This is a genomic window from Rothia aeria (assembly GCF_016726365.1).
GTDB lineage: Bacteria > Actinomycetota > Actinomycetes > Actinomycetales > Micrococcaceae > Rothia > Rothia aeria.
Genome location: NZ_CP068102.1, coordinates 2126542 through 2147829, shown reverse-complemented (window position 1 = coordinate 2147829; position 21288 = coordinate 2126542). Strand labels below are relative to the sequence as shown.

Below are 21288 nucleotides of genomic sequence, written 5' to 3'. Positions count from 1 at the left end.
CCTTACCTGCGAAATACCGTAAACCACTGCACGCTACCCGCCTGCCCTATTCATGCTACGGGGTTTAATGCGTCTGTGCCCCGCGTATGGTCATTGTGGTTCTTGCCGCCAAAGCATCATTGCATATTTATATTCAAGCCCGAAGAATGCACTCATAGACTGTGATTAGACTCTCCATTAATTAACTTTGCCTTATCTGATAGCGTATTTAGGTAAGACTAAAAAGTCTTCTTGTATTCGGTTCCGACTTGGGAGAATAATATGTCTTACCGCCTCACTAACCCTCGTATTATCTCGACCCTCGGCGCATGCTCTATGCTTATTGTTGGGCTCGGCTTCCCGGCTGCAGGCGCTACTACCCCTTCCTCAACCACCAAATCATCAGGCTCATCAGCACCCGGCGGCTCCACCCCCGGTAGCGGAAATGGATCCTCCAGCACCCCGAACCAGTGCACCTACCGTTCCGTGAACATCACCGGCGCGAAGAAAACTCAGGGCTTGCCTGGGCAGTACACGAGCGGCTACTCCAAGAAGCAGAATAAGCTCTACGTTTCCAGCGCCGAAAGCGGTGCCGCAGAGTCAACGAATATTAGCACCCTTGCCCGGGTAAACCCCGAGACCCTGCAGATCGAAGCGACCGCAAAAATCCCGGTTGTGCCCGATACCGAAAACAAGACTCCTAACCTCAAGCAGTTCCGCGCGCCCCTGGGTATCACCGTAGACGATGAACACGATCTAATCTGGGTGACCGATGGACTCACCTACTCCGTCAGCGCCTACGATATAAACACCCTGCAGCAGGTGTGGACCAGCTACGACCCTAACAAGAAACGGGACCAGCAGACTATCCAGCATCCGCGCGAAATCAAGATTGACCCAGTCACCGGTAAGTTGTTCGTTACCGGCACGGGTATGTACTCGATCGACCCCAAGACCAAGGAAATCAAGAGCCTTGACTATCCTAAAGGCGTGTACGATTCCTTCGGAATGCACACCGCGCTCAATAGCGCCGACCGTGAGCTATATGTGACCGACTGGGGTACCGACGAGGTGCTGGTCTTTGACGCCGACACGTTCACGCACAAGCGCAGCCTCAAGGTCACCGGGGCTGAGCAAACTGGCGTGCCTACGCAACCGCATGGCATCGCCTACGATAACTCCTTAGGCAAGCTATACATTTCGGCGCAGGGTAGCAACGGCATTAATTCCGGTATCTACGAGCTTGACAAGAACACCGGGCAGGTCAAAGACTACGTAAAGCACGGCTACCTCAGTGGAGCCCTAGCCCACGATGAAGAACGTGACCTGCTGTACGTTGCCGACTACGGCGAAAGTAAGCAGATTAGTAAAGACGCCGGGAACGTAGCGGTATTCGACACCCGCCAGAACAAGGTAGTCAAAGATGTGCGCGTATCCCCCAGCGAAGTAAACTTCCTCACGATTCAGGGCGACGGCTCCGTAGTGGCTGTTTCCCGTGATAAAACGTACAAAAACACAAATGTGGACTTCCGCATTGACCCCACCACCGGCGAGTACCAGAGCGCCAGCGTGGACGAATACCCCGGCAAGGAATCCGTGAATATTACTGCAAACACGCTCTCCCGGTTCAAGGCTGAAGATGCAGGTACCGCGCCCGGCGAAACCAAACGGATTATCGACCCTGCGTCCGCGTCTGAACAGACCCGCCTGGTAAGCGATAACACCAGTGAGGCGGCCACTGTTTCCGCCCCGAAGACCGTATATGCGGGGCAGAAGTTCACGATTGGAGGGTCTGACTGGACGTATGGAGAAGACTATCTTCCCTCGGATATTACCGTCACCCTGGATGACGGCAAGTCAAAGGTAAACGGGCAGGGTGAAATGACCTTCAAGCTCTCTGAGGAAGAGACGTCGTTCACCCGTGACATTGAGGTGCCCGCCGACTGGAAACCTGGTGAGGAACACAGCGTGACCATTTCTTCTGGCAAAACCAAAGGAGATAAGCAGCGCTCTCTCACCATGAAGTTCAAGGTCGAAGAGTACAACCCCAAGTACATTGACAGCTGCACCGTACCCACCCAGGATACTGTGCAATCCACCGAGATTCCGTTCGCTGGGTACCCGAAAGTCGGCGAGGTTCCCTCACTCAACCAACAGCCTGCCGTCACAAAAGACTAACGGCAGATAACCAGCCCACGCGGTGCGCACAATGCTCCAGCTTGGCACACAAAAACCGCAACGGCTGCACCTCTAACACTGCGCCCCCACCGGTAAAATACCCGGTGGGGGCGCATCACTTTAGCAAAGAGAATGTTCGTTCGGTTCTGGCGTTCTCAACGGAATGCGACTGCCCGCGGTTATCCCCGGTATTCGGGCACAATCGTCATCTCTGCCTTCTGGAATTTCTTCAAATCCAGGTAGCCGCAGTTCGCCATTGCGCGTTTGAGGGCGCCCACAATATTGCGGGTACCATCCACATGGTGCGAGGGCCCATACAGCACCTCTTCGAGAGTTCCAACCACACCCAGGGGGGTGCGCACCCCACGCGGGAAGTCCCGCGAATGCGCCTCATTGCCCCAGTACCAGCCCTGGCCCGGCGCCTCAGATGCGCGAGCCAGCGGTGCGCCGATCATGACCGCGTCCGCCCCCAGGGCCAGCGCCTTCACGAGGTCCCCGGAGCGGCTAAGCCCACCGTCGGCAATCACATGCACATACCGCCCGCCGGATTCGTCCAGGTAGTCCGAACGAGCCGCAGCAACATCGGCGATAGCGGTCGCCATTGGCGCGGAAATACCCAGCCCCTTGCGGGTGGTCATTGCCGAACCGCCACCGAACCCGACCAGCACACCGGCGGCGCCAGTACGCATCAGGTGTTTAGCCTGCGAATACCCGGCCACACCGCCAACCATCACCGGCACATCCAGCTCGTAAATGAATTTCTTCAAATTCAGCGGCTCATGCGAGGTTGAGATATGCTCCGCAGAGACCGACGCGCCGCGAATCACGAACACATCCACCCCGGCCTGCACCACCGTCTCGTAGTGCTCCTGGGTATTCTGCGGGGTGAGCGAACCCGCCACAATAACCCCGGAATCACGGATCTGCTCAAGGCGCGCGGTAATCAGCTCAGGCTTAATCGGCTCGGCGTAGATCTGCTGCATACGCCGGGTAGATGATGCCGGGTCGGCCTCAGGGAGCTCAGCGATCTCGTCCAGCAGCGGCTGCGGATCCTCATACCGGGTCCACAGGCCCTCCAGGTTCAGCACGCCCAGCCCGCCCAGCTGTCCGAGCGCTATCGCGGTCTTCGGGGACATCACCGAGTCCATGGGTGCCCCCACAATGGGGGTGTCAAACCTGAAAGCATCAATCTGCCACGAGGTGTCCACGTCGCGGCGGTCACGGGTGCGGCGGGTAGGCACCAGCGCCACATCGTCTAAGGCAAAGGTGCGGCGGGCACTCTTCGAGAGCCCAATCTGAATATCAGACATGTTTTTCCTTCCGGGTTTCTCCCTACGGAATGGCACCGCCCCGCACCCCAACCCACGATGGTGCTGCACCATCGTCAGGCTACGGCACGGGCGCGGCAAAAAGTTTAGCGGCGGTAGTTCGGTGCCTCAACGGTCATCATAATGTCGTGCGGGTGCGATTCTTTCAAACCCGCCGGGGTGATGCGCACAAACTTGCCTTTAGTCTTAAGCTCCTCAATGGTGCGTGAACCCACGTAGAACATGGTCTGGCGCAGGCCGCCCTCCAGCTGATGCAGCACCGCAGAGAGCGGGCCACGGTACGGAACCTGCCCCTCAATACCCTCAGGGATAAGCTTCTCCTCACTGGACACATCCGACTGGAAGTAACGGTCCTTCGAGTACGACTTGTGGGCGCCGCGGGTCTGCATAGCCCCCAGGGAGCCCATGCCACGGTACGACTTGAACTGCTTACCGTTCATAAAAATCAGATCGCCGGGGGCCTCAGCGGTTCCCGCCAGCAGCGAACCCAGCATGACGGAGTCGGCGCCCGCAACCAGGGCCTTACCAATCTCACCCGAATGCTGCATACCGCCGTCGGCGATGAGCGGAACACCGGCGGGGATGGCGGCCTTAGCAGACTCATTAATGGCGGTAATCTGCGGTACGCCAACACCAGCAATAATGCGGGTGGTGCAGATCGACCCGGGGCCCACACCAACTTTCACCGCGTCCGCGCCCGCATCAATAATGGCTTGCGCGCCTGCGCGTGTTGCCGCCTGACCGCCAATCACATCAACATGCGCCGCGGCGGGGTCTTTTTTCAGCCGGGCAATCATATCAAGCACACCCTGGGAGTGGCCGTTGGCGGTATCAACGAAGAGTGCGTCCACGCCCGCCTCGATGAGGGTCATGGCCCGCTCATACCCATCACCGAAGAAACCAATTGCTGCACCGGCCCGCAGGCGCCCGTCCTCATCTTTGGTGGCGCGCGGGTACTGCTCGGTTTTCACAAAATCTTTGAGGGTGATCAGCCCGGCCAGTTTACCGGCCGCATCCACCAGGGGCAGGCGCTCAATCTTATTCTTTGACAGCAGGGTAAACGCCTCATCCTTGGTCAGCCCGGGCGTACCGGTGACCAGCGGCATGGGGGTCATAATGTCGCGCACATATATGTCGGCGTAGTCGGTGCGGGAAAGGTAACGGATGTCACGGTTGGTGATAATGCCTTCCAGCACACCGTCCTCGCTCACCACCGGCAGGCCCGAAACCTTGTAGTAGCCGCATAGCTTATCGTATTCGTCAATGCTCGCATCCGCACCAATGGTCACGGGGTTAGTAATCATGCCCGATTCGGAGCGTTTCACCCGGTCCACATGCGCCGCCTGATCCTCAATGGAGAGGTTGCGGTGGATCACGCCCAGCCCGCCCAGGCGCGCAATAGCGATCGCCATCTGCGAGTCGGTGACGGTATCCATCGCCGCAGAAATAATGGGGGTGCCCAGAGTAATGCGTTTAGAGAGCCGGGTGGTGGTGTCTGCGTCAGAGGGAATAACATCAGTGTTTCCGGGAAGAAGCAGAACGTCGTCGTAGGTGAGGCCGGTGAAGCCGAAGGGGTCTTCTGACAGGGCGGTGGGGGTGGTCATTCTTTACCTTTCACAACCGTGGAACTCAAGGAGGTATAGTTCAGTCGTATATCTATAGTAAACCGCGTGCATGGTCTTTGCCGGACGGTGGTTCTGTGTCGGTGCGCCGCCTGGGGTGAGCCGGGCCCAGAGGCGTCAGCAGAGTGAATAAGCCTGTGCCCCGCGAACCGTAATCCGCGGGGCACAGGCTTTTATGAGGTTATTCGTCCTCGTCGTCCTCTTCGGGCTTGTTCACCACCAGGGTCTCGGTGGTGAGCACCAGCGCCGCAATGGAGGATGCGTTCTGCAGCGCCGAGCGAGTAACCTTCACCGGGTCGATCACGCCCGCCTGGAACAGGTCCTCATACTCACCGGTTTTAGCGTTAAAGCCGTGACCGACAGGCTGCTCAGCAACCTTCGCGGCCACCACGTAACCGTCATAACCGGCGTTTTCGGCAATCCAACGCAGCGGCTGCACCAGGGCACGGCGCACAATCTGCACACCCACGTTCGCGTCATGACTGTCGAGCTCAAAACCGTCAAGCGATTTCAGGGCGTGAACCAGCGCCGAACCGCCACCGGATACGATGCCTTCTTCAAGAGCCGCGCGGGTAGAAGACACAGCGTCTTCGATGCGGTGCTTACGTTCCTTAGCCTCAACCTCGGTTGCCGCACCCACCTTAATCACGCCCACGCCACCGGCGAGCTTCGCCAGGCGTTCCTTGAGCTTCTCGCGGTCCCATTCGGACTCTACGGCCTCGATCTCGCGGCGCAGCTGCTGCACACGATCCTCAACCGCTTCCTTGCTGCCGCCGCCGTCCACAATCGTGGTGGTGTTCTTGGTGACAGTCACCCGGCGCGCCGAACCGGTTTCTTCGAGAGTTGCCTGAGCCAGGTCGATACCCAGTTCGGGAGTAATCACAATGCTGCCAGTCAGGATGGCAAGATCCTGCATAATAGCCTTGCGGCGATCGCCGAATCCGGGAGCCTTAAGCGCCACCACGTCGAGGGTTCCGCGGAGCTTATTCACCACGAGGGTGGACAGCGCTTCACCATCAACGTCTTCGGCGATAATGGTCAGCGGTTTTTTCGCCTGTACGACCTTCTCCAGCAGGGGCATAATCTCGGCAACCGTGGAGATCTTACCCTGGTAGAGCAGAATGAGGCTATCTTCAAGAACCGCTTCGCCACGCTCAGCATCGGTCACGAACGAAGGCGAAAGGTAGCCCTTATCGAACTGCATACCCTCGGTAATATCAAGCTCAATCTCAGTGGAAGAGCCGTCCTCGATAGTAATGACGCCGTCCTGACCGACCTTCTCAAAAGCAGATGCCAAGAGCTCGCCGATCTGGTCGGACTGAGCCGAAATAGCGGCAACATGCGCAACTTCCGGGCCCTGCACTTCGCGGGCATCCTGAAGCAGACGCTCCGAGACCTTCTCAACGGCGGCCTCAATACCGCGCTTCACCTCCGCAGGTGCCGCACCGCTCGTTACGTTGCGCAGCCCCTCATTCACGAGTGCCTGCGCCAGTACGGTTGCGGTGGTCGTACCGTCACCGGCAACGTCGTTCGTCTTGGTGGCTACCTCTTTGGCGAGCTGCGCACCCAGGTTCTCGTAGGGGTCTTCCAGTTCGACTTCACGGGCGATGGAGACGCCATCGTTCGTAATAACCGGTGCGCCCCACTGCTTATCAAGCACCACGTTACGCCCGCGCGGGCCGAGGGTAACCTTCACCGTGTCGGCAAGCTTATCAACACCGGCCTGCAGGGATTTGCGGGCGGCATCATTGAATTCAAGCTGTTTAGCCATGAATTTCGTTACTCCTTATATGGCTGTTCTTCTGGTACGCCCACCGGTAAGTACCGTGCGGGCCCAGCTACGCGGATGCGCCGCCAGGGTGTGGCGGCGCATCCGGTTACTTCACGAAATTAGTCGACGATCGCCAGAACGTCACGGGCGGAAAGGATCAGGTACTCTTCACCCTGGTACTTCACCTCGGTACCGCCGTAGCGGGAGAACACCACAACGTCGCCTTCAGCAATATCAACGGGAACACGGTTGCCCTTATCGTCGATGCGGCCGGGGCCTACAGCCACCACGCGAGCCTCCTGAGGCTTTTCCTTGGCGGTTTCGGGAATAACCAGACCGGATGCGGTGGTCTGCTCAGCCTGCTCTAGTTTGACAACAACTCGGTCTTCGAGGGGCTTAATTGCCATGAGAGGTTTTCTCCTTATGCATTACATTCTTAAGGTGTTTTCGCTGGCGTGATAGCGCGTTTTTTCTGCGCCCGCCAGAGCACTAGTTCAACTTTAGAATCCCGCCGCGCACCGGTCAAGAAAGACCCGCCGCGTTCGGCGGCATTTCGCGCAAGGGGGAATGCGCACAGACCGATACGGCCACCACCCCACGTTCTGCATCACACCGGGTATGCCCCTGCGGCGTACAGGCACACTACACTTGAAGATATGGCAAATTTCACCGCATCCGGCGCGCCGCTGGGTTTCACGAACCCACCCGCGCCTCCTTTCACCCCGCAGTCGCTACAGGCAGCTGATGAGCTGTACCCCTATGATCCTTCCCGTTCCCTCACTGATGCCGCTGCCTTACGTGCACAAGGTTTTACGCCTGAGGAGTCGGCAGCCATCCTGACCCTGGTGAAAACCCGCACCCGTGCCGAGGCCAAATTCGGCGAGCGCGCCCGCCGTCTGCTGCTGACGGAGGAGGGCTTTGAGCAGTCCACCCGCTCCCCTGTTGCCCGGTACCATGCGCAGCGTTTTCTGAAAGCACAGGTGGGTTCGGTGGCCGATCTGGGGTGCGGTATTGGCGCGGATTCGGTGGCGTTCGCGTCCGCCGGTTTGGCGACTGTCTCGGTTGAGCGTGACCCCGTCACCGCCTCATTTGCGGCCCATAACCTGGCCTCATACGGGCAGTCGCGTGTGCTGGTGGGTGATGTGACGGACTATGAACACGGAGCACTGTGTACAGCCGCTGGGGAGCCGGTGCAGGGTATCTGGTGCGACCCGGCACGCCGCGAGTTGGAGGGTGCGAAAAAGACCCGCACCGAACGTATTTTTGATCCTGAGGCGTTCTCTCCACCGTTTTCGTTTGTGCTGTCGCTGGCGCGGCTGGGCGTACCGATGGGGGTTAAACTTGGGCCAGGTACCGCGCATGAGGCGATCCCCTCCCTGGAGGATATTGCTGGTGCGGCGAACCCGCAGCCGCGTGTTGAGGCGCAGTGGGTGCAGCACGCCGGGTCTGTGGTTGAGCTGGTGCTCTGGTTTAATGCGGCGGCGCGTGAGTCGGTGGCGCGGGCGGCAACAATTGTGGGGGATGCGGGCGAGGTGCTGGGCGAGATGACCTCCGCTGAGCCTCTTGGTGCGGCCGCACCGTTGGCGGCACCTGATGATGGTGCTGGGCTGCCGGTGGCGGGCGGGTACCTGTATGAGCCTTCCGGGGCTGTGATTCGGGCGCAGCTGGTGCATGATCTTGCGTGTGCGGTGGGTGCGCATCGTATTGACCCGCGTATCGCTTATCTTTCTGCCGAGCACCCGCTGCCAGCCTCATACGCGGAGTTCGCCGCCTGCTATGAGGTGCTTGAGCGGGTTCCAGTGGGTCAGAAGCAGCTAAAACGCTGGGTGCGTGAGCACGGTATTAACGCCGTGACCATCAAAAAACGCGGGGTGGATATTGTGCCTGAGAAGCTGCGGGCGGCCCTGCTGGCGGGGGTGAAAAAGAAGAAGGGCGAGTATAAGCCTGCGACCCTGGTTTTTACCCGGGTTGGCGGCTCTGGTGAGGATGCTGCGCGGACGGAGCATGTGGGCTGGTGGGTGCGGCCGCAGGGTGCGGCGGAGTGAACCAGGTGGTCTCACCGGAGCGGGCTGGTTTGCTGGCCCGTATAAGGTGCAGGTGGTGCGTGCAGTAGGCTGAGCCGGTGCCGGTTTCACCCTGTATAGGGTCCTGTGCGGGGCTGCCGCTTGGGTGCATCCGTCATCTGAGACGCGGGTCTTGCGGTACCGAAAGAGCACCCGCGCCCGTGTTACGCACTGTGACGCTGTGCCCAGCGGTGCTGTTGTTTTTAGTCATACATTACCCAAATGGCGGTGAAAGTGAGCTGCACCGCGTAAAATAATTGCAGTTGTCACCGTCAGGAGAGAAATGGTAGCTTTTGCCCACTCGCCCCAGTCCACAATCGGCGTGGAGTGGGAGCTCGCGCTGACCAATAAAACAGATGGCGAGCTCGCCCCGCGTGCCGAGCAGGTGCTGGCACGCCTGGGTGAGCGGCACCCGCATCTGCTGGCTCCTTCGACCGAGTCGGTGCATGTGACCGGCGAATTTTTGAATAATACCCTGGAGGTTATTACCGGGGTGTGCACCACCGTCGCCGAGTCATGCCGTCAGCTTGCTGAGGCCGTCGATGCGCTGCGGCCTATCTGTGATGAGCTGGGCCTGGACTTTTTCTGCGCGGGAACTCACCCGTATTCCCGGTGGGCGCAGCAGACGGTGGTTAATAAGGACCGCTACCAGCGGGTGGTGAACCGTGCCCAGTACTGGGGCCGGCACATGATCATTTTTGGGGTGCATGTGCATGTGGGTGTTGATTCGCCGCAGAAGGCCCTGTCGGTGGTGGATGCGCTCACTAACTACTGCCCGCACCTGCTGGCGCCTTCGGTGTCGTCGCCGTTCTGGGAGGGTATTGACACCGGGTACGCTTCGCACCGCACCATGCTGTACCAGCAGCTGCCCTCGAACGGGCTGCCGTTTTCTTTTCAGACGTGGGAGCAGTACTCGGCGTATCTTGATTCGCAGGTGGCGACCGGCGCTATTGAGGATGTGAGCGAGGACCGGTGGGATGTGCGGCCTGTACCGCACTACGGCACAGTCGAGATGCGTTACTGCGACGGTTTGGCGTCTTTGCCGGATGTGGCCGGTATTGTGGCGCTCACCCAGTGTTTGGTGGAGCATTTTTCACGCCGGTTTGATGCGGGTGAGCGGGTGCAGGTGTTGGACCCGTGGCATGCCCAGGAGAATAAGTGGCGTGCAGCCCGGTACGGGCTGGATGCGCAGGTGGTGGTTTCTAACGAGCCGCGAATTCGCCCGCTGCGGGATGAGCTGAAGGATCTTTTGGATATGCTGCGGCCGGTCGCTGAGGATTTGGAGTGCCTGCCCGAGCTGGAGCAGATGCGGCGTATCCTCACTGAGGGTACCGGTGCCGACAGGCAGCGGCGCGTCTTGGCGCAGACCGGGTCGTTCCGTGAGGTGATGCGTGATCTTGCGGAGCAGGCAAAGCAGCCGCCGCTACGGTAGCCCGTTTCCCTTACACTGCGCGCGGTGCACCCCGGTTCAGGCATTACCCGAGAGAATACACAGAGTACTCCGCAGGGTACGCCAGCGGGAAGCCGCCGCGCGCAGAGAGAGCCGAAAAGAGGCTGCGGCTAGGCTGCCGCCTCGGCGGAAACAGACCCACCAGGTACGGAGGAGCCGCCAGGAGCAGACCCGCCGGGAGTGCTGCCGCCCTGAGCCTTAAACGTGAAGGTTTTCACCTCACCCGCTATGCCCTGCGCCGAGACGGGAGCCACCCCGATCTGTACATCGCGGGAGGCATCCAGCCCCGTCACAACAGCCTCAGCGGTATTGGAAGTGTACACCCCAACGGGGAACCCGTTTACGGTGATCTGCCAGCCAAGTTCGGGTGCTTTCGCGGCACTCCAACGCAGGGTCGCCTCGGTGCCGTTTCGTTCCCCGCTCACTGTGGCCGCAGCCTCCGGCAGTGTCGGGATGCCGGTGGTGGTGCCCGCGTGCACCGTCACTTGCCGTTCGGTCACCGCACCGTTGTTGTCGGTGGCGCGCACCTTTACGGTGTAGTCACCCTGCACCGAGTAGGAGTGCTCCATTACGGCCGCGCCGTCGTGTGTCTCGTACACGCCGTCGCCGTCAATATCCCAGTCCCAGCGCACAATTTTTGAGCCCGCCGAGTAGGATGCTCCCGCGTCAAGGCGTACCGTGTGCCCCACGGGGGCGTAGTACTCATCCGCTGGCAGGTTCACAACCGGGCCGCTACCGGCGGGGGTCAGCCGAGCGGCGGCATCTTCCACACCCCGCCGCTGGCCCACACGTGAGAAGGCTTCCCGCAGGGCCTCATCAATCGGCCCGTTTGCCTGTGCGTACAGGATGTGCCCGTTTTCACGACTGAACCCCATGAGCACCTTCGTGGAGCCGCACACGTAGTCGTTGGCCAGGCACCATGAGCCGGTGTTCTGCTCCCCTGCGGGCAGGTAGGGGGTGCGCGCCCCTAAGGATCCTTGCGTGGTTGCGGGTGCGGGGCTCTGCCGCCGCCACGGCGAAATTCCCCGCCCGTCAAAGACGGGGTGTTCTCCCGCCACGGACCGCCCTTCGGGAAGGTTCATTTTGGGGTCACCAAAGAACGCGTTAAAAGCTACCTTGCTGCGTTGTTCATCTGTGAGCTGCCTATACACGTCCCCCATCACCTGTGCACCCTGGGAGTAGCCGCCCAGAACGTACTGGCTGTTGGGGCACTGGCTCATACGCTGCTGCAGGTACCCCACCCCTTCCCGCACGCCCTCGTTCACGCTCTGCTCGTAGGAGAAGTACCGGCTGCCCTCGGCCTTATCCCCCGCGTTCAGTAGGGAGGTGAATCCTTGAATCGGGTGGGCCGGGTAGTGGGCACCATTAATATGGCGTGTGCCCAGTTCGTAGAAGTTTTGGGTCAGACCCAGTGTCTGCGCATTGGATGCGGCAAGTTCTTTGACACGTTTCGCCTCTTTGACATGTTTCGCCTTGTCCGTTTTCTGTTCACCGACCGCCTCGGACTCCACATCCGCTAGGAGAGGCTGCCCGGAGCCGCGTGCAAAAACAACCTCAACATCTTGGCAGGGTGCCTGCTGGTTTTCATCATCCGCCACGGCGGGAGCTGTGGTGATACACGAGGCCGCCACGATACTCACTGCTGAGAGGGCTGTGCCTAGCTTCCTCATCATTTTCATGTGGTTACACTCCTTAAACACGCCAAACGCGCAGGAAAATACAATATAAACCTTAGATTTATCATTAATGAGCGTTTAAGAAGAATTGTAACCTTAAAGGCACTGACATGGGCTTTTATAACCGTTGTGGGTTAAGATGAATATTTCACTTGAAGGTTTTTTCAACTAGCGGCATGTGGTACCCACACCACCCGCACACGTGCCCATGCTGGCAACAGGCAGCAGAACACGGGTCTACAGGCAGACCGTCGTCACTGGAAGCGATGAATCCGCGGTAAACCCGACCCCTGAAGGCTCATGGCCGGCCGCCACCAGCTGCGCCCCAAGGGCCGCGACCATCGCCCCGTTATCTGTGCACAGGGTGAACTTGGGAATAATCAGGCGCACCCCCGCAGAAGCGCACCGTGCCGCCAGCAGCTGCCGCAGCCGCGAATTCGCCGCCACGCCCCCGCCCAGCAGCAAAGTATCCATCCCCTGCTCGGTGCAGGCAAGTGTTGCTTTTTTCGTAATAACATCCACCACAGCCTCTTGGAAAGACGCCGCAATATCAGCCACCGGAACCATCTCGCCGCGCGCGGTGAGCCCCTCAACTACGCGCGCAACCGCCGTTTTCAGGCCCGAAAACGAAAAATCGTAGCGGTGCTGACCCGGCTCTTCGGCGCTTCCCATGAATTTACGCGCCGAGAGCCCCCGCGGGAAAGTGAACGCCGTGCGGTCACCATCCTTCGCAGCACGATCAATAGCGGGGCCGCCCGGGTAGTCAAGCCCCAGCAGGCGCGCAACCTTATCGTATGCCTCTCCCGCAGCATCATCCAGGGTAGCCCCCAGCAGACGCACATCCGATGTAATGTCACGCACCTGCAAAATCTCGGTGTGCCCGCCCGAGACCAGCAACGCCCCCAGCCCGCCAGCTTCGGCGTTCTGCAGCAGGCGCACCCCGTCACTGGTGCCGTTATCGTCCAGAAGCCCCACCCCAACATGCGCCACCAGGTGGTTAATCCCATACAACGGTTTGCCGGTGGCTACCGCGAGCGCTTTCGCCGCCGCTACACCCACCATGAGCGCCCCGGCCAGTCCCGGGCCAGCGGTCACGGCGATCGCATCAATATCACTAAGGTTCACTCCCGCCTCGGTCAGGGCTTTCTCCAAGGCAGGGAGCATGGCCTCCAGATGCGCGCGGGAGGCGATTTCTGGGATAACACCACCGAACCGCACGTGTTCTTCCATGGAGGAGGAGATGGTGTTGGTCAGAAGTTTTGAGCCGCGAACAATACCGATGCCGGTCTCGTCGCAGGAGGATTCGATGCCCAGAACGAGTGGTTCAGTAGCTGTCATGGAGTTCTGTCCTTTGCAGTGTGCGGTGCTGTGGGGTGTTCACCGGTGGCGGGTGGGTGTACGGTCGCCACCGGCGCGGTGGGTGCCGTGAGTTCTTTGAGCATAATGAGCGCGTCAGTGCCGTCGTCGTAGTAGCGGGGCCGCACGTGAATACGCGTGTACCCGTTACGCCGGTAGAGGCGTTGGGCGCGCGGGTTGTCGGCGCGCACCTCCAGCAGGATGCGTTCGGCCCCCTGCTGGCGGGAGCGGGTGTGCATGGTCTCTAACATGGCACGGCCGTACCCGTTCCCTTCATGTTCGGGCAGTACGGCGATGGTCTGCACATCGGCGGTATCGCCCACGACCATCACCCCGCAGTAGCCGATAATGCTGGGGCCAGAGCCGGTGTCATGTTCGAGCACGTAGTAGCTGCGGGTGGGGTGCCCTACTTCGGCCAGGAACATGTCAAGAGCCCAGGCGTCTGCCGGGAAAAGCCGGGTTTCAAGGGTGTGCAGGTCGGGCACGTCCTGCAGCTGTGCGGCCCGCAGGGTAGTGTCTTCCCCCAGGCGGGTGGGCAGCTGCGGTTCCGGGTGGTCTGGGGTCGGCGGCATCACGGCTCCCGTGCGGGTGCTGCTGGGGCGGGCTGCTGCCCGCGTGTTTTCTGTGGCTCGCCTGTATTCTGCTGCCCATGCGGGGGCTGGGCGCTGGCGGTGCGGGCGAGCATGGCGGCCGGTACTTTCGCATCCGATTCGCGCAGGTACAGCGCCTGCGTATCGCGGCTGAGATTTTTTACCCCGCACCGCGCCGCAGCTTTCACCAAGTCCGCTGCGGTGGGGTGCAGGTGGGCGTAGTCTTTGAGCACATTCCAGCCGGAGGCGGTCAGTGCCTCGGCGTACAGCCCTGCCCCGTACCCTAGTGCGGGTGCGGCGGGGTCTGACGGGTCGGATGCGGGTGCATGGGTCTGGTGGGCGGGCCCAACCGACGGGCCTGCGGCGAGCGAATAGCCATTCTCGGTGACGGCAAAAAGCGCACAGTAGATTTCACGGCGTCGGGCATCCGAGGCAACTAGCGTCTCATGCGCTGCACGGTTCATACCGTTATTGGCTGCCGTCAGGGAGTCACGGAAAGCACCGTCAGCGAACGCTCGTTCTACTATGGCAGTCAGGCTCATAAGCCCATACACTGGTTTATTCCAAGCAAACCCGAGAGTGCGGGCGGTCATAATACCGGCGCGCAACCCGGTGAACGGGCCCGGCCCGGTGCCGGTGAGCACCGCATCCACGGCGGCGCCGTCCAGCCCCGTATCGGCTAAAACCTGAGCGGCGTAGGGGGCCATCACCTCGGCGTGGGAGCGGGTGTCTTCGCTCTCGTAGCTGGCGAGAATCTCTGCGCTCGCACCCGGTGCGTCACTGTCGATGCGAGCAAGCGCTACGGATGCGGTAGCTGATGAATCAAGGGCAAGTACTAGCACCCATCAATTCTAACGCGCCCGCCGCCCCAGTCAGCAGAGCGTGCACTGCCGGTCTTTGTGCACCTGCTCCCCTGACTATGGTGTGACCGTTACTCCTGCTGCAGGGCGCGGTACAGTTCATGTGCAGCGTGCCCCTCCCAGCGAGGCCCGATGGCGCGCACCCGCAGCAGGCGGGCCTCCGGGGTGTCTGTGTCTGCGTCATCTTGCGCGTCCCAGTCGAATTCGCCCTGCTCCCCGGCGGCGTATTCCAGGGCCGTGTGGGCGCCGTGCAGCCGGGTAAAGTCCAGTTCCAGGCGTGAATCGCTCAGGTGCTCGGCCTTGCCGCGCCCCCATTCGATAACGGTCACCGAGGTGTCCAGGGAAAACTCCAGGTCGAGGTCGTCAAGTTCTTCGGCGCTTGAGAGCCGGTAGGCGTCCACATGCACCAGGTCAGGCCCGCCAGCTCTGGGACCGTCCGGCAGGCTAGGGTGCACGCGTGAGAGCACGAATGTGGGCGAAATAACCCCTTCACGCACGCCAAGCCCCTCCCCTAATGAGCGGGTAAATGTGGTTTTCCCAGCCCCCAGCTCACCCGAGAGCAGCAGCACATCCCCGGCGCGCAGCATCCGGGCGAGGGCGTGGGCCAGTCGGCGCGTGTGCGCCGGGTCTGTCACCTCAAGGTCTATAGCCTCAGCGGCGTACATTACTGTGCACCTTCGGGAACGCTGGTGTCTATGTCTTTGAGCGCCTCGTCCAAGGAGTGCAGCACATCAATTTCGCGTTCAATCCAGGTGCCGCCGCTATAAATACGGATCACGCGCGGAGAGATGCGGGTAACAACCTCATAGTTAATGGTCTCGGAGGCCTCAGCCCACTCCTCCACGGGCGGGTTGGGGCTGGCACCGAACAGGACCGCCCGCGCACCCAGGTAGCCAAGTTCCGGGTTGGAAAGCCCCGGCTCACCAAGGTCTACCACCAGCTGGTCCATGGCGATGCGGCCAACCACACGGTAGGTTTTCGCCTCGGCGTCCCGCGGGTAAATACGCACCGGGGCGTTCGCGGCAATGCGCGGCACACCGTCGGCGTAGCCGAGCGGGATGAGCGCGAGGGTGGTGGGCTTGTCGGTGGTGTACCGCAGCCCGTACGAGACGCCCTGCCCGGCGGGTACCTCTTTGACGGCGCTCACATACCCGGTGAGGGTCATGACGGGGCGCAGCCCCAGCTGCTGAGCGCTCACCCCCGCCAACGGTGAAAGCCCGTAGATAGCCAGCCCGCAGCGGACAGCATTACCGAGCACAGCCTCAGGGGTGTTGTACTCTTCGGATGCTCCGGTGAGGGTGGCGGGGCTGTTCGCCAAGTGGATGAGGTCGGGGGTGAGCCCGGCGGCGCGGGCGGCGGCTACGAATTTATTAAACTTCTCGGTTTGCTGCGCGGTCTCGGCGCGTTCGGGTTCATCGGCCACGGCGAAGTGCGTAAAAATGCCCTCCACTCGGATCAGCCCGGCGGCTTCAAGCTCGGCGGCGCGGGAGATAAGGGCAGGCCATTCGGTGTCGGTGGAGCCGTTACGGCCCAGCCCGGTATCGGCCTTGAGGTGCACTATGGCACGCATGCGCAGTTTGGCTGCGGCAATGGCGATCGCTTCCAAGTCCCAGCCGGATACACCCAGGCGAACGTCTGCTTCGATGGCTTCCTCAAAGTCGGTGCGGGGTGTGTGGAGCCACGCAATAATGGGTGCCTCTATACCTTCGGAACGCAGTTCAAGAGCTTCGGAGACGTGCACCACCGCGAGCATGTCGGCGCCCGCTTCAAGAACGGAACGGGCAACCGGGTAGGCGCCGTGCCCGTAGGCGTCGGCTTTAACAACGGCAATGAGCTGCCGCTCACCAATACGATGTTTGAGGGTGCGCACATTATGTTCAACAGCACTCAGATCGATAATGGCGGCTCGTTCGGCTTCGCCGGGTTGCAGCTGGACGTTGGCGATGGGGGTTCCGGGAATGGCGCTTTCGGGGGTGTTCATTCTCTGTACCTCGGTTTAGTTGTGCCTTTAGGTGACCTGCTGGGCGGTGTACGCCGGTGTCTTTACATTTTATCGTGGACTCCCCCAGCGGTCATACGCCCTAGTCACCGCGTTTTCAGGGTTTTTCTACCGTGCGGGGTTTCTTCCATCATGCACAATGCGGCTGGGCGGAGTGTAAGTGCTGGCTGTGCGCTGGCTATGTGCCGGTATGCCGTCTTGGGTGCGGGTGTTTTTTGGGGTGGGTGCGGTGCGGCACGGTAGACTGTGCGAGTGAGTATTTCAACCCCGCCCTCCTGCGTTTCCTCTGAGACCGCCGCCCGCGTGGTGCATGTTTTTTCAATGCACACCGACCCGTTTGCTCAGCCTGGCAGCGGCGATGCCGGGGGCATGAATGTGTACATTGCGCGTTCGGTGGAGGCGATGCTCGCCGCTGACCCCGCCCTGCGTATTGAGGTTTTTACCCTGGATTTTGGGGATGGGGCGTCAGAACGCTCGCCGACCCCTGAGCATCCGCGGTGTCGCGTGCACTATGTGCCGGTTTCGGGAACGCGCGGGGCCACGAAGAATGATTTGCCGAAGTTCACCGGCGGTTTTGCGCAGGCGGCGGTGGAGGCGGCACAGTGGGCACCGCAGCTGATCCACGCGCACTATTGGCTTTCGGGTGTTGCCGCGCTAAACGCTGCGGCACACTATGCGACAGCCACCGCAGGCAGCAGAACGAACGTTCCGGTTCTTTTTACCCCGCATACTACGGCGGCGGCGAAGGATGCGCACCGTGGTGCCAACGAGCCTGCGGAGCCGGGGTACCGGCGAGCTGAAGAGGGCCGTATTATTGCCGAGGCAAACCTCATTATCGCGAACACCCCGGTTGAGGCCGACCAGCTGCAGGGGTACTACGGAGCTGACCCTTCACGGCTGCGGGTGATTACTCCAGGGGTTGATACGAGTATTTTCTGCCCCGTTGCGGGCGTACACGCCGAGAATGAGGGGTCGGATACTCGCTCCCGTATCGTTTTTGCGGGCAGGCCCCAGCCGCTTAAAGGCCCGCACCTGCTGGTCGAGGCGCTGGGGCTGCTCCCTGATGACCTGCTGGTTGAGCTCGATATTATTGGCCGTTCCGACTCCGACTATGAACAGCTGCTCCTTCAGCGCGCCGCGCAGCTGCAGGTGGCGGACCGGGTGCATTTACGGCCCCCCGTTCCGGCGAGTGAGCTGGCGCAGATCTTCCGGCGGGCCGATATTGTGGCTTCCCCGTCCTCATCCGAGTCGTTCGGGCTGGTGGCTTTAGAGGCTCAGGCCGCTGGTGCGGCGGTGCTGGCCTCCGACGTTGATGGGCTGCGGTATGCGGTCGAGAACCATGTCTCCGGTTTGCTGGTAGCCCCGCGTACCCCGCAGCATTGGGCGGGGGCCATTGAGCGTGTGGTTCGTGCCCCGCGGCTTCGGCTCACCCTAGGGGCGCAGGCGGCGGCGCGGGCGCGCTCCTTCAGCTGGGAGGCTACGGCACTGAAAACTCTGGCGGCGTATGCAGATGCGCTCTCCGCAGTGAGCTAACCGGACGCGCTCGTCTCACCGGGGAACCCCATCTCCATTAGCTACACTGTACCCATGACATTCCCTATGACCCGGCACGAGTTCGCCGCTTACCTTGATTCCGCCCGTATCACGGGTGATGTTGCCACCCCACGCGAGAATAACCTTTCGCATATTCAAGGTTTCCTTGATCATAATGAGCACCTCGAATTCGGGGTGATCTGGTCAAAGGATTGGACCTACGACGAAGTTTTTGAAGTTATGGTACGCCGTGCTGGCCTGAACCCTGACCGCTCGCATGTTCAGGGGCAAGATACGATTGGTGCCGCCCAGTGCATTGATGCTCTTGAAGAGTATGCCCGTATTTTTGGTGATGCGGTGCGTGCCCGCCAAAAGATCCTGTTCGCCACCGGTCATCCCGCCGGGCTTTTCCCCATTTATGCTGAGCTGGCGCGCGTCGCCGAACTCGCCGGGGCCACGGTGCTGCGTATTGAGCAGGGTGAGCGGTTTTTGGACGGCGATATTCGCCAGATCATGGGTGTGGTGATGTTTGAGCAGTACGGGAATCTGCAGCATACGCATTTCCCCGGGCCGATGCGCATCGCCCTCGCCCAGCTTCGTGAGCGTGGCGAACTGCCCGATCTTGTGGTTTCCGATCACGGGATGGCGGGGTATGCGGCATCGCAGCAGAAGCTGCCGACGCTCGGTATTGCCGACTGTAACGACCCGGGGCTGTTTATTGCCGCGGAGCAGGGTGATTTACCGGTTTGTGTTCCGATGGATGATAATGTTCCGCCGAATCGTTACGAACCGCTGATTGATTTTGTGCTCGACCGGGCTGAACTGACTGGTTTTCGTTCCTGACTCATGACTTATAAGCATGAGCGGATAGACTAAGAAGATGTACCAGCGCACCTCACGCACTGCTGCTTTTAGGCCCCTGCGGGCGCTGCCTGCCGCAGCGAGTACCCGCTCCTGCCTTCCGCGCCAGCAGGCGTTATGCGGCGCTGTCTCCCCACCACACGCACGTCCTGTGACCGACTTCACTCAACTTAACGGGTTTTGTGTGAATATGCGCGGGCCTTGTAGCCCTAAAATAATGAGTGGGTACGTTTTCGCTGACAGCCGATTGTTCTCTCGTTACCTGATCCTGCCCCGGCAGTGTTCGGCTTCTGAAACGCGTTTCCACTCACTCACGCAAACACAGCACTGGCAAAAACAATAGGTTCACGCCGGGCGGGTCTGCCGCCACGGCGCGGAACCAGTCTATCGGCTCCACGGTCCGGGGAAGGTTATTGAATTTTGGGGATTCAAGACAACCTTAAGAAAATATGGGATAGCGCCTATGTCATGAAGAAAACCTGGCACACGAAAGTCGTGCACGCCCTGTACCTGGTTGATCTTATAGCGATCGCATTCTCCGTGGTGAGCGCGCACATTTTCCGGTTTGGCTTCGAGCAGGTGGATCTTCCCCCCATTAACCTCTGGCCGTTTAGCGTCATGGGCCGCGAATACATCCCGTTTGACTACATCACCCTAGATATCATCATGATCATCATGTGGTGGCTTTTCCTGCAATTTAACGGCTCCCGCAGTGTGCGGGTTCTGGGGTTCGGCACAGAGGAGTACCGGCTTGTCACGCGGGGCACCACCTACTGTTTCTGCATGATCATCATTGTCGCCTTCTTCTTGAAGGTGGAATTCACCCGCCTGTACATGCTGATTTCCTACCCGCTGGGCATTATCTCCCTGGCGTTTATGCGGTGGCTGCTGCGGCAGGGACTAGTGCGGTGGCGTAAAAGAGGCCGCGCGCTCACCCGCGTCCTGATTATCTCCGACGTCATCACCGGGCGTCACCTGCACCAGGCGCTGGGGAGCGTGATCGCCTCCGGGCTGTGCCCCACCGCGTTCTACCTGCCGGGCCTTCCCGAGGGCACGGTTGTTGCTGGCGATAACCTGCCGGTGCTGGGGTACAGCACCGACCCCGCCAAGATTATGCAGGCAGTGCAGGAGAACAATATTCATATGGTGGCGGTCTCGAACGGCCACCACCTGACCCCCAACCAGATGCGGCAGCTGGGATGGAAACTGGCTGATGCCCGCATCTCACTGATTATGGCCCCAGCCACCACCGACGTGGCGGGCCCGCGCATGCACATTCAGCCGCTGAACGGTCTGCCGCTGGTGCACGTCTCAACCCCGCGTATTACGGGCGCTTCGGCCTTCGCAAAACGCAGTATTGATGTGGTCTGCTCGGGTCTGGGGCTGCTGCTGCTTTCCCCGCTGTTCGCTATTGTGGCGCTTGTGGTGAAGAGCGATAGAGGCCCCGTGTTCTTCTTCCAAGAGCGTGTGGGCATTAAAGGCCAGCCGTTTAAGATGGTGAAGTTCCGGTCGATGCGCACCGACGCCGAAGAAATCAAAAAACAGTTGGCGGCGCAAAATGAGGGGCACGGACTGCTCTTTAAGATGGCGAACGACCCGCGAGTCACCCCGGTGGGGCGGTTTATCCGCAAATACTCGATTGATGAGCTGCCGCAGCTGTGGAACGTGTTCAAGGGTGACATGTCACTGGTGGGCCCGCGTCCGCCGCTGCCTGAAGAGGTCGAAAAGTACGAGGAGATGGTGTACCGTCGCCTGCTGGTCAAACCCGGTATTACGGGGCTGTGGCAGGTTTCTGGCCGCAGCGATCTTTCTTGGGAAGAGTCGGTACGCCTCGACTTGTACTATGTGGAGAACTGGTCACTCACCACCGATTTCGTGATTTTAGCGCGCACAGTACGCGCCGTATTCGCCAAGGACGGGGCGTACTAAACATCACACACAAACGGCGTCTCTTACCGCCGCCTCAGACTAGGATACTGTGCCCGCCAGCTGATATCAGCTGGCGGGCACAGTATTATTTTT

At 60.5% G+C, this 21288-nt stretch carries 16 protein-coding genes; 6 read left to right on the top strand and 10 right to left on the bottom strand.

Annotated features, from left to right (window positions below):
* The first annotated feature begins 261 nt into the window (after positions 1-261).
* Entirely contained in the window at positions 262-2157 is a 1896-nt protein-coding gene (locus I6I94_RS09380) for a YncE family protein (RefSeq protein WP_128088037.1), read from the top strand.
* A 179-nt stretch (positions 2158-2336) separates the two neighbouring features.
* On the opposite strand, the gene I6I94_RS09375 is transcribed toward I6I94_RS09380, so the two are convergent.
* The 4 genes from I6I94_RS09375 to groES form a co-directional block, all read right to left on the bottom strand.
* The gene (locus tag I6I94_RS09375) at positions 2337-3467 is read right to left on the bottom strand and encodes a GuaB3 family IMP dehydrogenase-related protein (RefSeq protein WP_094757579.1); all 1131 of its coding nucleotides are present in this window, start codon (positions 3465-3467) and stop codon (positions 2337-2339) included.
* A gap of 104 nt (positions 3468-3571) precedes the next feature.
* Complete coding sequence (guaB, locus tag I6I94_RS09370) at positions 3572-5089, bottom strand: IMP dehydrogenase (RefSeq protein ID WP_006888789.1); 1518 nt, start codon at positions 5087-5089, stop codon at positions 3572-3574.
* Between the two features lie 199 nt (positions 5090-5288).
* Entirely contained in the window at positions 5289-6878 is a 1590-nt protein-coding gene (groL, locus tag I6I94_RS09365) for a chaperonin GroEL (RefSeq protein ID WP_128088038.1), read from the bottom strand.
* A gap of 119 nt (positions 6879-6997) precedes the next feature.
* Positions 6998-7285 carry a co-chaperone GroES gene (gene groES / locus I6I94_RS09360; protein WP_006888719.1) on the bottom strand — a complete coding sequence of 96 codons (288 nt, stop codon included), beginning with the start codon at positions 7283-7285 and terminating at the stop codon, positions 6998-7000.
* 249 nt (positions 7286-7534) lie between these two features.
* On the opposite strand from groES, the gene I6I94_RS09355 reads away from it, so the two are divergent.
* Complete coding sequence (locus I6I94_RS09355) at positions 7535-8923, top strand: class I SAM-dependent methyltransferase (RefSeq protein WP_236588855.1); 1389 nt, start codon at positions 7535-7537, stop codon at positions 8921-8923.
* A 301-nt stretch (positions 8924-9224) separates the two neighbouring features.
* Positions 9225-10373: a glutamate--cysteine ligase gene (locus I6I94_RS09350; RefSeq protein WP_128088039.1), complete on the top strand. Its 1149-nt coding sequence runs from the start codon at positions 9225-9227 to the stop codon at positions 10371-10373.
* Positions 10374-10501: 128 nt separating this feature from the next.
* Here the strand turns inward: I6I94_RS09350 and I6I94_RS09345 are convergent, their stop codons facing one another.
* The 6 genes from I6I94_RS09345 to alr form a co-directional block, all read right to left on the bottom strand.
* Positions 10502-12070, bottom strand: a complete 1569-nt coding sequence (locus tag I6I94_RS09345; RefSeq protein WP_201620642.1) for a cutinase family protein — start codon at positions 12068-12070, stop codon at positions 10502-10504.
* 234 nt (positions 12071-12304) lie between these two features.
* Positions 12305-13405: a tRNA (adenosine(37)-N6)-threonylcarbamoyltransferase complex transferase subunit TsaD gene (gene tsaD / locus I6I94_RS09340; protein ID WP_037234610.1), complete on the bottom strand. Its 1101-nt coding sequence runs from the start codon at positions 13403-13405 to the stop codon at positions 12305-12307.
* Positions 13402-13995: a ribosomal protein S18-alanine N-acetyltransferase gene (gene rimI / locus I6I94_RS09335; RefSeq protein ID WP_037234608.1), complete on the bottom strand. Its 594-nt coding sequence runs from the start codon at positions 13993-13995 to the stop codon at positions 13402-13404. The genes tsaD and rimI overlap by 4 nt, the downstream gene beginning before the upstream one ends.
* Positions 13995-14855 carry a tRNA (adenosine(37)-N6)-threonylcarbamoyltransferase complex dimerization subunit type 1 TsaB gene (gene tsaB / locus I6I94_RS09330; protein ID WP_037234604.1) on the bottom strand — a complete coding sequence of 287 codons (861 nt, stop codon included), beginning with the start codon at positions 14853-14855 and terminating at the stop codon, positions 13995-13997. The genes rimI and tsaB overlap by 1 nt, the downstream gene beginning before the upstream one ends.
* 89 nt (positions 14856-14944) lie before the next feature.
* Entirely contained in the window at positions 14945-15538 is a 594-nt protein-coding gene (tsaE, locus tag I6I94_RS09325) for a tRNA (adenosine(37)-N6)-threonylcarbamoyltransferase complex ATPase subunit type 1 TsaE (RefSeq protein ID WP_037234601.1), read from the bottom strand.
* On the bottom strand, positions 15538-16854 hold the full coding sequence (gene alr, locus I6I94_RS09320; RefSeq protein ID WP_037234598.1) for an alanine racemase: 1317 nt from the start codon (positions 16852-16854) through the stop codon (positions 15538-15540). Before alr ends, tsaE begins: the two co-directional genes overlap by 1 nt.
* Before the next feature lie 270 nt (positions 16855-17124).
* On the opposite strand from alr, the gene I6I94_RS09315 reads away from it, so the two are divergent.
* From I6I94_RS09315 to I6I94_RS09305, 3 genes are all read left to right on the top strand, one after another.
* Entirely contained in the window at positions 17125-18405 is a 1281-nt protein-coding gene (locus tag I6I94_RS09315; RefSeq protein WP_201620641.1) for a glycosyltransferase, read from the top strand.
* Between the two features lie 54 nt (positions 18406-18459).
* A complete protein-coding gene (locus I6I94_RS09310; protein ID WP_128088043.1) occupies positions 18460-19248 on the top strand; it encodes a phosphatase in 789 nt (262 codons plus the stop codon).
* Positions 19249-19734: 486 nt separating this feature from the next.
* A complete protein-coding gene (locus I6I94_RS09305; RefSeq protein WP_236588854.1) occupies positions 19735-21195 on the top strand; it encodes a sugar transferase in 1461 nt (486 codons plus the stop codon).
* Positions 21196-21288 lie beyond the last annotated feature (93 nt).